Raw genomic sequence first — 10,814 nt, 5'->3', positions numbered from 1 at the left:
TTATACCATAAAAGAGAGGATGTTTCTATATTTTTATGCCGAAAAATGTTGATTTTTCAAGGTTCAGAGCTCATTTTTTATGTGCGAAGTCTGAGTCACTATTATTTTTTCAATTCCGCTTGGAGTTCTGCTGGCGCTGGCACGCATTTCTAAATATAAGCTTTTGAGGGATGTTGTTGGCGCATACATCTGGCTTTTGAGAGGTACACCGTTACTTCTGCAGGTGTTTTTTGTCTATTACGGTTTGCCCAACTTCGGCATTACCCTGGAGAATTTTCCGGCGGCCTGCATCGCTTTTGTCCTCAACTATGCTGCCTATTTTGCAGAAATCTTCAGGGCCGGCATACAGTCAATTGACAAAGGGCAGTATGAGGGAGCCAAGGTGCTTGGTTTCACCTACTGGCAGACCATGTGGAGAATAATTCTTCCGCAGACCGTGCGGAGGGTACTGCCTCCCGTCAGCAATGAGGCAATTACCCTTGTAAAGGACACGGCCCTTGTATATGCTATAGGATTGGGAGAGCTTTTGAGGGCTACCAAGATTGCTGTGTCCAGGGATGCGGTGACATCGCCTTTTGTAGTGGCAGCCGTGTTTTACCTGGTCATGACTTATGTGCTGACAAAGGTGTTTGACAAATTGGAACAGCGCTATTCAATATATGAATAGGGGTTAGGGACTATGTACATGATTGAGGCAAGAAATATTTACAAGTCGTTTGGAGACTTACAGGTTTTAAAGGGGATTTCCCTGGCCGTTAAGAAAGGTGAAGTAGTAGCCATTATAGGGCCTTCGGGATCGGGCAAGAGTACTTTGCTGCGGTGCCTCATTCATCTGGAAGTTATTGATAGGGGTTCTATTATAATAGAAGGGCAACCAATGGCGTATGAGGATGAAAACGGTAAAACACGATATGTGCCCGATAAGCAGATACGCCAGATATGCAAGAAGATTGGAATGGTGTTTCAAAACTTCAATCTGTTTCCCCACAAGACGGTGCTAGAGAATATCATCGAGGCCCCAATTGTTGTAAATAAGGTACCCAAGCAAGAAGCGGTTGATATGGCTGAGGCACTGCTCCGAAGGGTGGGTCTGATAGATAAAAGGGATAGCTATCCTTCGCAGCTTTCGGGTGGGCAAAAACAGAGGGTGGCTATTGCAAGGGCTCTGGCCATGAAGCCCGACATAATGCTGTTTGATGAGCCCACCTCTGCGCTGGACCCCGAGCTTACCGGGGAAGTCCTCAAGGTTATGCGAGACCTGGCGGAAGACAGGATGACCATGCTGGTGGTCACCCATGAGATGGGATTTGCACGAGAGGTAGCTGATCGGGTAATATTCATGGATGGCGGAGAGATAATCGAGGAAGGGCTGCCCGGGGAGATATTCTGCAATCCGCGCAGTGAGAGGACGAGGAGTTTTCTTAAGCAGGTGTTGTGATGGGATTTTGTTGTAATCGATGTTATAACATTCTATAACTTTGTTAAATTAATATCAATGTTGGCGTGAATGTGTAAATGTTGTATAACAATAATCGCAAAGGACAATAAAAGGACAATTATTTGAAATAATTTGAATTATTTCAAAATAGCTTGACAATTACAAAATGTTTATGTTAAACTTTTAACGTAAACGTTTTGGGGTAAATAATTTTAATTCAAGTTATGCCGGTTTCAATTTAAAGTTGTTACCGGTATTATTTTTATTGTAAAAAATATGATACTACCATATTTAGGAGGGTATGTTAATGGCTGTTACTCTAAAAGATATTGCAAAAGTAGCCGGTGTGTCATATGCTACTGTCTCAAGAGCATTGAGTAATCATCCCGATGTAAGCCCTGAGACTAGAGAAAGGATAAAAAAGATTGCAAAGGAGATGAACTATGTTCCAGACCCTTCAGCAAGGGGGTTAAAAGGTAAAAACACCAACATGATTGGCCTGGTTGTGCCTGATATATCCAATCCTTTTTTTTCTGAGCTTGCTTTGGGTGTAGAGTCTTTTGCTAATGAGCATGGTTATTGCGTATTTTTATGCAACACAAACTGGGACTATGAACGGGAGAAGACCTATGTGGATATTTTAAAAGCTAAACGGGTTGACGGTGTGATAATTTCTTCGGTTATTGAAAATGCCACACATCATAAAAAGTTGTCGTTGCCACTTGTATATATTACCGAGGGGCCTAAGTCTGATGATATATATTATGTGGGTATTGACAACAAAACCGGAGCGGTGCTGGGCGTTGAATATCTTATTAAGTTGGGGCACAAGGATATTGTGTATATAGGAGGCTCTGAAAAGACGAGTACCAATAGAGAACGCTTTGAAGGTTATAAAGAAACCATGCAAAGACATGGGTATACGGTTAAGGCAAACATTCGCACTACCGATAGCTTTAGCCAAGAAAGCGGCTATAAAGCGGCAATGGAAATGTTGATCAAAAGCGAAATCCCTACTGCGGTTTTTGCTGTAAATGACATAGTAGCTTTGGGTGTAATTCAGGCTATAGAAGAGTTTGGGCTTAAAGTTCCAGAAGACATTTCGGTAGTCGGATTTGATGATATAGCTTTTTCATCCATGCATAGAATTAAACTTACTACAGTTTCTCAGCCGAAATTTGAAATGGGAAGACTATCTGCCGAGTTGCTTATAAACTTGATAAAACAAGAGAATGTTGGACAAAAAATTAATATCGTTCAACCAAGCCTTATAATAAGGGATACGTGCAGGGCAATTAAGGATTAAATTTTTTATTTCTCTATGTAAAAACCTGTTGACAAAGTCGTAAACGTTTGCTATACTTGAAATAGCTTAGAAAAATCTAAGAAATTATTTAGTAAACTTTTATTATTCAATTGTTTGTAAACGTTTGAAATAGTTAATTGCCGATTTTTAAAAAGTCTATGTGTTTGAATATTGCAACACAAACAGCAAATATCGGCAAACCAGAGGTAGCATTTCTTCTCCATTTACGGGTCTTTTTTAAATAATCATTTATTGATACAGTAAATTTGTGTTTCAAGGAGGAATTATAAAATGTCAAAAACAATGAAAGGTGTCACACTATTTGCAGATTGGGATCCAAAGCCGGATTTCAAGCTTGGACCAAAGGACATCGAAGGGAAGCAGACATATCTTGGAAGTAAAGTGTGGAGAAATCCTCGCATTGAAATCGTAGAGCATCCTGTTCCCGAACCAGGACCTGATGAAGTATTAATCGAAGTAAAGGCATGCGGCATTTGTGGAAGCGATGTTCATATGGCGCAGCCTGATGAAGAGGGATACATACTGTATCCTGGGTTAACGGGTTTTCCGTGCATTCTTGGTCACGAATTCTCGGGTGTTGTAGTGAAAGCAGGAGAGCGCGCATTTGATAAAAGGACAAATAAGCCTTTTAAAGGTGGAGAAATCGTCTGCGCGGAAGAGATGATGTGGTGTGGCCAGTGTAAGCCGTGCGCTGATGGTTATCCCAATCATTGTGAACGGCTTAATGAAGTAGGGTTTAATGTAAACGGTGCATTTGCTAAGTATATAGTTATGCCTGCAAAACTCGTATGGAACCTTGAATCGCTGAAAAATAGATATAGCGGCGATGATATATTTCTTGCTGGTAGTTTAGTAGAGCCTACTAGCGTTGCTTACAATGCTGTGATCGAAAGAGGTGGTGGCATAAGGCCAGGAGATAATGTTGTGGTGTGCGGTGGAGGCCCTGTTGGAATTGCAGCCTGTGCCATATTAAAGAGAAGCGGTGCTGCGAGGGTTATACTTTCGGAACCTCAGCCTGAAAGGGCTGAACTGGGGAAGAAAATGGGAGCAGATTATGTAATTAATCCGCTAAAAGAAGATTTCGTGCAAAGAGTTCTTGAGCTCACAGATGGCATGGGTGCAAATCTTTACCTTGAGGCAACCGGCCTTCCTACAGTCGTCTATCCTCAAATAGAAAAAGTTATTTGGGAGGGCAGAACCATTAATAGTACAGTGGTGGTAGTTGCTCGTGCTGATGCCAAGATGCCGGTTACGGGCGAGGTATTGCAGGTACGAAGAGCCAGGATCATTGGAGCTCAGGGGCACTCGGGTCATGGTACTTTCTATAGAGTGATCGAGTGCATGGCCGATGGTATGGATATGACACCTATGATTACAAAGAAGATAACTTTGGATGAGGTACCACAAAATATTATCAACTTGAGAACTGACAGGAAAGAGTGCAAGATAACCTGCGTTATGTAAAAGCTGATATGTTAACAAAACTTGAACAATAACATGGCGTCGCTAGAAAATTTAGCATAATTTTACCATAACATGGAGAGGAGAGTTTATAATGAGCGAAAAGTGGCTTCTTACAGAGCATCCTGCTATAATCTTTGAGGATAACGCCGTGGGACGGCTAAAAAAGCAAATATGGGATGCCAGCGAAGAAGAAATAGACAGAATACTGGCAGAATACGAAATACCCTCTGAATCTGAGCTTGGTAAACCTGGATGCTATATACAGACCACTCCCAGGTATAAAGTAATAGAAAAGAGGAAGAAGAATGATATTGTATTTGTACCTGTAGGCTGCACTGAGAACCATGGGTTGCACGCCAACAGTGGATTGGACACATTCATGGTGACTCAAATACTTGAGGGCGTAAGGAGATACACAGCAAAGCAGGGACGAGAGGTAAGCCTTGCTCTTCCGCCTCTAAATTATGGAGGCCATCCTTATCATCATGTTGGAATGCCAGGGACGATTATAATGCCTGAGGAAGTTGTAAAAGAGACACTGATATACACAATGCTTGGACTATGGAATGACGGTTTCAGAAAAATTATCATAGTTAACAATCATGGCCATTTATGGATGCTTGAATCGGCTGTACAGGAATTTATGAAGAGGTATCATTTGCCAGGAATATTCCAGGTGTTAGACTGGCACAGGGCAGTACGGGAATTCTTCTATCCGGCAGGTAGACCTGATAGCATGGAAACGCATTTTGTGCATGCCGATGAGGCTGAAACGTCGATAGCGTTACTCCTCTTCAAAGATATGATTGATATGAGCGTTGTAGAGGATGCCGAAGGAGAATCTTTCTTGCCTGACGGGCATTTTGATAAAGCTGTGGATCCTTTGAGACGGCCTCATAGGTGGTCTGAGGGAGAAGGCCATGCTGCTATAGAACGTGCGGCAACACCTCAGGGGGTTGTGGGTAAGCCTTCTCTTGCCGATCCCAGGAAGGCTAAGAGGCCTATTGCAGCAATACTGAAGTACCTTACTCTCCTTCACGATCAAATTTTGGAAGCATTTCCTCCCGGAACTGTGCCGCCTGTGGAAAAGACCACATTGCGGACTGCAAAGGAAATGGAACCTTTCTTGAAAGAGCCTCTTAGTGAGGGCTGGAAGTCGGTGTATGAGCTGCCGCCAATAGGGGTATTCACGAAGCTGTAATTATGCGAAATTATGCCGGGAAATATTATCGAGTTTTCTTAAGGGGCCGGTAATATTTCCCGGTTAAAATAAAATGATGCTTGATTTCACACGGCATGTTGTATAGGTTGTAGGGGTTTTCCATAAAAAGGGGCTGGGCAAATGGAAAATCGTTCGTTAAAGTACAGTGCTACAATTGCTATAGATGCACCTAAGACATCGCCTGTGCTGTTTAGGGGCGACTTGTGCGCAAATATTATTAAGAGCAAAGAATATGGCTTTGATGCGGTGGAGCTTCATATAAGGAATCCGGAAGAAATAGATGCAAAAGAAGTTAATGAATGTTGCTTAAGAAATGGCATTGTTGTTTCGACTATAGGGACGGGTATGTCCTATACTCTAGATGGGCTTTCAATTACTGATTTGGACGCTCAAAAAAGAAATATGGCTTTAAGACGATTAAAGGAATATATTGATTTGGCTGAAGAATTAAATTGCAGCATTATAATAGGTTCTATGAGAGGCAAGGTAAATCCTGAGTATTATGAGGAACATATGGCTGTTTATGGAGACAGCCTTTTAGAAGTAGGGTATTATGCACAGCGTAAAGGTGTTTCGGTATATATAGAGGCAATAAATAGATATGAGGTTAATTTTCACAATACAATAGAGGAAATGGTAAACTATATTGAAAGTTTAGGTGATTTGGGCTTTAAGATTCTTGTTGACACATTTCATATGAATATCGAGGAACCTAATATAGAGAACAGTATAAGAAAATACAGTAGATACATAGGACACGTCCACTTTGCTGATAGCAATCGTAGATATCCAGGGGCGGGACATGTTGATTTTGCGGCTGTTATAAATGCTTTAAAAGAAATAGGATATACTGGATACGTTACCTTTGAATATCTTCCATATCCGGATCCAGATATTGCAGCTCAAAAAGGTCTCGAGTACGTGCTTGCGCTTGAATAAAAAATAATTGATAGCTCTTTTCGAACTCTCAAAATACTGTTTGCACAAGAAAAGCTAGGTATTACAAAACGGGTAAAATTGTTAATATATGCATTCTCTAAATAGGTTGAGCGGGGTGAATTGTTTGAAACTCAAGATAGGTATTATCGGAGCTGGCCGCATTGGCAGGCTTCACGCCGAAAATATAGCAACCAATATAAGAGAAGTAGAAGTAAAATCTATTGCTGATATTTACATGAATGAAAGTTTGGAGAAATGGGCGTATAGCATTGGCATAAATCATGTTTACAAAGACCACAGAAAAATTATTGAGGACCGGGAGATAGATGCTGTTCTTATTTGTTCGCCTACCGATACCCATTCGAAGTTTATAATAGAAGCGGCACAAGCAGGTAAGCACATATTTTGTGAGAAGCCAATAGATTTTGACGTCAAAAGAATAGAAGAAGCCCTGAATGCTGTGGAAAAGGCTAAGGTAAAGCTTCAGATAGGTTTTAACAGGAGATTTGATCACAATTTTAAAAGGATAAAAGAGCATATTGAAAACGGGAAAATCGGTGACGTCCATATATTGAGGATTACTTCCAGAGACCCTGCTCCACCACCGATAGAATATGTAAGAGTATCGGGTGGCATATTCCTTGATATGACAATTCACGATTTTGACATGGCTCGCTATTTGACAGGCAGCGAGGTTGTTGAAGTATATGCGATAGGTGAGACTCTAATAGATCCTTCAATAAAACAATACGATGATGTTGATACGGCAATTGTTACTCTGAAATTTGAGAATGGTGCTATTGGGACAATTGACAACAGCAGAAAGGCTGTGTACGGCTATGATCAAAGGGTGGAGGTATTTGGTTCTAAGGGATGCTTAATAGTAGGCAATGATAAACCCAGCACAGTGGAAATATACAGTGAGGATTGGGTATACAGCGAAAAACCAAAATATTTCTTCCTTGAGAGGTATAGAGAATCCTATATAGATGAGATAAGGTCTTTTATAGATGCAATACTTGAAGATAGAGAACCAGAAGTAACAGGACTTGATGGTTTAAAACCTGTTCTAATTGGTCTTGCGGCTAAGAAGTCTCTTGAAACAGGAATGCCGGTGAAGGTGGAGAGGGTGTGAAGCTTGTCTTAAAATTACTGGTTGACGGGTAAATAAAATGATGTTATTATAGTATTGTAAATGTTTACAGAAAGAAAAATGTTTGGAATTGGCATAAATTTAAACATGTAAAAAATGAATATTTTAACATGTGTTTTTACGTCTATTAGTTTTCATGTATTGTAAAATTTAAACGTTTGCAACAATTGGTAATTAGAAAATAAGTAGGATATTGTTGGACGATATTTTATAATTACATTGATGAAGATATGTTGATTGGTTAAAACAAGCTGGCTTAATTTAAGGATTTAAATCAGCAAACTGCATTTGGGGTGTATTATAAAGGTTTTAATATAAAAAACAAAATTAAAAATTAAAAGGAGGAGTATAATATGTTGATTACAAAAAAGATATTGGCTGGAATTCTTGCTTTGATGATAATTCTTAGTGTTTTTACCGGATGTACACAAAAAGAAACATCTCAAGAAAGTAGTGGTAATCAAGGAGGTGCTAAAGAGACTCCTGCAACAGATGAATCATCTACTTCTACAGATCAGCAAAATAAGGATGATAAAACGGGTGGGGTTGTAAAGATATTGACAAATGTAACTGGAGGTAAAGATGAAGAAGAAATGAAATTATTTGAAAAAGCACTGAGTGAAGCTACAGGTTTAACTGTGACAATGGAAAGACCACCATCTGATTATACTAATACACTCATGAGAAAGCTCAATAGCGGAGAAAAATTGGATCTTATCTATTTAAACATGCCACAATATTTGGAACTTGTCAATCAAGGTGCTTTGTTAGATCTTACTGATTATATAAAATCTTCCAAGATTTATTCTGATCCTTCCAAGATTGATCCGCGCGAACTGAAAGACATCGAAGTAAATGGAAGGATTTATGCAGGCTTTAACAAAAAAGAAGTTCATAGGGTCGTTGCTCTTAACAGAGTTCATTTAGAAAAAGCAGGAATAGATTATAAGAGTATTGATCCCACATTAGATGGTTATTATAATGTATTTAAGAAGCTAAAAGAGACTATAAAAACACCTAACTATTATCCTTATAATGTTGTAATGAGTGAAGTATTTGACTTACAGCCATGGTTTGCCTCTGTTGGCCTTAAAACAGGTGTTGTAATAGATGAAAAGGATGGTAAGAAATATGTACCGATTTCTACTGATGATGCTGTACCGGTTTGGGAGTGGATTGCAAAGCTCTATAAGGAAGGGCTTATAGACCCAGCTGCATCTGTTGATAAGACAAAGGATTTGAGAGACAAAATGAGTGCAGCATCTCAACTTACTAGTGTGACGGTTGATTGGGCTGCATGGGTTGGATTGCATAATGCAAAAGCTTTAGCTGAGGGGATAGGTCCAGATAAATATGAGATAGTTTCTTTGCCAGGCGTGAAAACACCTAATGGTAGTTATATGTTAACAAAAGGAGCAGCGAGTTTATGGGCTATTCCTAAGAATGCCGAGAATCCAGACGGTGCGTGGAAAATTATAGAGTTCTTTGCAACCCAGGAGGGTGGAGAGCTTTTGTCGGTTGGTATTAAAGGACATGACTATACTGTTGATGATAAAGGCAATTATGTTCTTACTGATATAGGCAAACAACATGGATGTGACCATGGCGCACCTGTTCCTATCTTGGAGACTTTTAAACATCCTATTGGGTATAATCCGGGAGTTGAAGAAGCTCTTTCTTATGGTAAGTATGCGTCAATTGAATTGCCGATTTCTAATGAGGGAGATTACAAAGAAATAGTAGGTAAATGGGCAGTTCAAATTATGGAAGGGAAAGTTTCTGTGGCAGATGGATTGAAGAATATGAGAAGCGAGTTGGTAAGTAGGAAAGTTACTGACAAGTAATTATGTAACTTTGTTAGAAAAATAAAAGTTTATAAGAATTATAAAAAGCTAGGAACTTTTCGTATAAGAAAAGTTCCTAGCTTTTAAATACCATCCACAAATAATTTAGGATAAGATGATATGAATAATTAAATGTGGGGAGCGAATAGAAGATGCTGATAGATAAGAAGACCTTAATAAAAATAAGGAAATACAAATCCATCTATCTGATGTTTATTCCTATAGCGATATATTTTATTGTATTTTCTTATTATCCGTTAATACTCGGAATTATTAGTAGTTTTAGAGAGTCAATACTTATAGGTACACCTAAATTTGTAGGTATTGAAAATTATAAGAATGTTCTTTCGAATCCTCTTTATAGTGAAGCTTTTGTAAATACGATAATTGTCAATTTTCTTACATTTGTTGTGCAATTTGTTTTCAGCTTATTTATAGCTTTATCGCTCAACGAGGTTAAAAATAAAATGATACGATCTAGCATTCAGACTGTAACATATATACCAAATCTTTTGTCTTGGGCGATAGTTGGAGGTATGTGGATACGTATTTTATCACCTACGGGCATGTTGAATAATATATTAAAACTCATATATGGGAACAATTTTAATCCTATAGTTTTTATGGCTGAACCTAGATTCGCTAGAACAATAATGGTGCTTACAGGCGCATGGAAAGGAGCAGGATACTTTGCTGTTTTGTTGCTGACAGCAATTGTAAGCATTGATCAATCAATTTATGAGTCTGCTAGTATAGATGGTGCAACCAGGTTCAAACAGATTGTATATATAACTGTTCCCAATCTTGTGCCTACGATGAAAGTAATAACTGTGCTAGGTTCAATGAATTTTCTACGTAACTTTGATCAGATTTTTATTATGGGAAATGCAAATATATATAGTAAAGTGAGGAATCTTTTATACTTGATATACACAGAGGGTATTGTTAATTTTAAAATAGGAATTGCAACAGCGGCTGCAACAATGGTACTTATTGCAACTTTTATAATATCTACTATTGTACGTAGATTGACTAGGTATGATGAAACGTTTAATTGAAAAAGGTGGTGAGATAAGTTGATATTAAGAAGAAAGCGCAATCAGTTAGGTAATGAGTTGACTTTTTCGCAAAAGGTTGTAAATTCTATATTTTTGGCTCTTGTATTTATTATGATGTTTTTACCTATGTGGAATGTTATCGTTGTGTCCACGTCAACTGCGTTGGGAGCCAGTCGAGCGGGTGTTATATTATGGTGGAGTAAATTTAGTTTAGAAGGATATAAATACGTATTTGGAATATTAAAGCTGGGGAGAGCTTTTTTTAATTCTGTATCTCAAACTTCGCAGTTAAATATTGACTGCTAGACCTTGAAAAATCAATAATTCAGCCAATTTATATACCTATTAAGATGCTTTTTTATACTCCAT

At 38.7% G+C, this 10,814-nt stretch carries 9 protein-coding genes and 1 pseudogene; all 10 read left to right on the top strand.

Annotation, left to right across the window (positions count from 1 at the left end):
- Window positions 1-94: 94 nt before the first annotated feature.
- Window positions 95-667 (top strand): annotated as a pseudogene (locus tag BM241_RS11335) (amino acid ABC transporter permease); the annotation flags it as partial.
- A 12-nt stretch (window positions 668-679) separates the two neighbouring features.
- Window positions 680-1,438: an ectoine/hydroxyectoine ABC transporter ATP-binding protein EhuA gene (gene ehuA / locus BM241_RS11330; protein WP_278292855.1), complete on the top strand. Its 759-nt coding sequence runs from the start codon at window positions 680-682 to the stop codon at window positions 1,436-1,438.
- Between the two features lie 307 nt (window positions 1,439-1,745).
- Window positions 1,746-2,744 (top strand): LacI family DNA-binding transcriptional regulator, encoded by a 999-nt coding sequence (locus BM241_RS11325; RefSeq protein ID WP_092282832.1) that lies wholly within the window; start codon window positions 1,746-1,748, stop codon window positions 2,742-2,744.
- 291 nt (window positions 2,745-3,035) lie between these two features.
- Entirely contained in the window at window positions 3,036-4,229 is a 1,194-nt protein-coding gene (gene iolM, locus BM241_RS11320; protein ID WP_092282831.1) for a scyllo-inosose 3-dehydrogenase, read from the top strand.
- Window positions 4,230-4,320: 91 nt separating this feature from the next.
- Window positions 4,321-5,430 carry a 3-dehydro-scyllo-inosose hydrolase gene (gene iolN / locus BM241_RS11315; protein WP_092282830.1) on the top strand — a complete coding sequence of 370 codons (1,110 nt, stop codon included), beginning with the start codon at window positions 4,321-4,323 and terminating at the stop codon, window positions 5,428-5,430.
- 141 nt (window positions 5,431-5,571) lie between these two features.
- Entirely contained in the window at window positions 5,572-6,390 is an 819-nt protein-coding gene (locus BM241_RS11310; RefSeq protein WP_092282829.1) for a sugar phosphate isomerase/epimerase family protein, read from the top strand.
- A gap of 124 nt (window positions 6,391-6,514) precedes the next feature.
- Window positions 6,515-7,525, top strand: a complete 1,011-nt coding sequence (iolG, locus tag BM241_RS11305; protein WP_394328185.1) for an inositol 2-dehydrogenase — start codon at window positions 6,515-6,517, stop codon at window positions 7,523-7,525.
- 371 nt (window positions 7,526-7,896) lie between these two features.
- The gene (locus BM241_RS11300) at window positions 7,897-9,387 is read left to right on the top strand and encodes an ABC transporter substrate-binding protein (protein WP_092282827.1); all 1,491 of its coding nucleotides are present in this window, start codon (window positions 7,897-7,899) and stop codon (window positions 9,385-9,387) included.
- A 152-nt stretch (window positions 9,388-9,539) separates the two neighbouring features.
- Window positions 9,540-10,445, top strand: a complete 906-nt coding sequence (locus tag BM241_RS11295) for an ABC transporter permease subunit (RefSeq protein WP_092282826.1) — start codon at window positions 9,540-9,542, stop codon at window positions 10,443-10,445.
- 18 nt (window positions 10,446-10,463) lie between these two features.
- Complete coding sequence (locus tag BM241_RS11290; RefSeq protein WP_092282825.1) at window positions 10,464-10,751, top strand: ABC transporter permease family protein; 288 nt, start codon at window positions 10,464-10,466, stop codon at window positions 10,749-10,751.
- Window positions 10,752-10,814 lie beyond the last annotated feature (63 nt).

This window comes from Caldicoprobacter faecalis, from assembly GCF_900115765.1.
Classification (GTDB): Bacteria; Bacillota; Clostridia; order Caldicoprobacterales; family Caldicoprobacteraceae; genus Caldicoprobacter; species Caldicoprobacter oshimai.
The sequence above is the reverse complement of the archived record's forward strand: the minus strand, read 5'-3'. Positions and strand labels throughout refer to the sequence as shown.

Bases quoted from the DNA above. Each gene is read 5' to 3' on its own strand.
- ehuA (WP_278292855.1), top strand. From the start codon at position 680: ATGTACATGATTGAGGCAAGAAATATTTACAAGTCGTTTGGAGACTTA.
- BM241_RS11300 (WP_092282827.1), top strand. From the start codon at position 7,897: ATGTTGATTACAAAAAAGATATTGGCTGGAATTCTTGCTTTGATGATA.
- BM241_RS11325 (WP_092282832.1), top strand. From the start codon at position 1,746: ATGGCTGTTACTCTAAAAGATATTGCAAAAGTAGCCGGTGTGTCATAT.
- iolM (WP_092282831.1), top strand. From the start codon at position 3,036: ATGTCAAAAACAATGAAAGGTGTCACACTATTTGCAGATTGGGATCCA.
- iolN (WP_092282830.1), top strand. From the start codon at position 4,321: ATGAGCGAAAAGTGGCTTCTTACAGAGCATCCTGCTATAATCTTTGAG.
- BM241_RS11310 (WP_092282829.1), top strand. From the start codon at position 5,572: ATGGAAAATCGTTCGTTAAAGTACAGTGCTACAATTGCTATAGATGCA.
- BM241_RS11295 (WP_092282826.1), top strand. From the start codon at position 9,540: ATGCTGATAGATAAGAAGACCTTAATAAAAATAAGGAAATACAAATCC.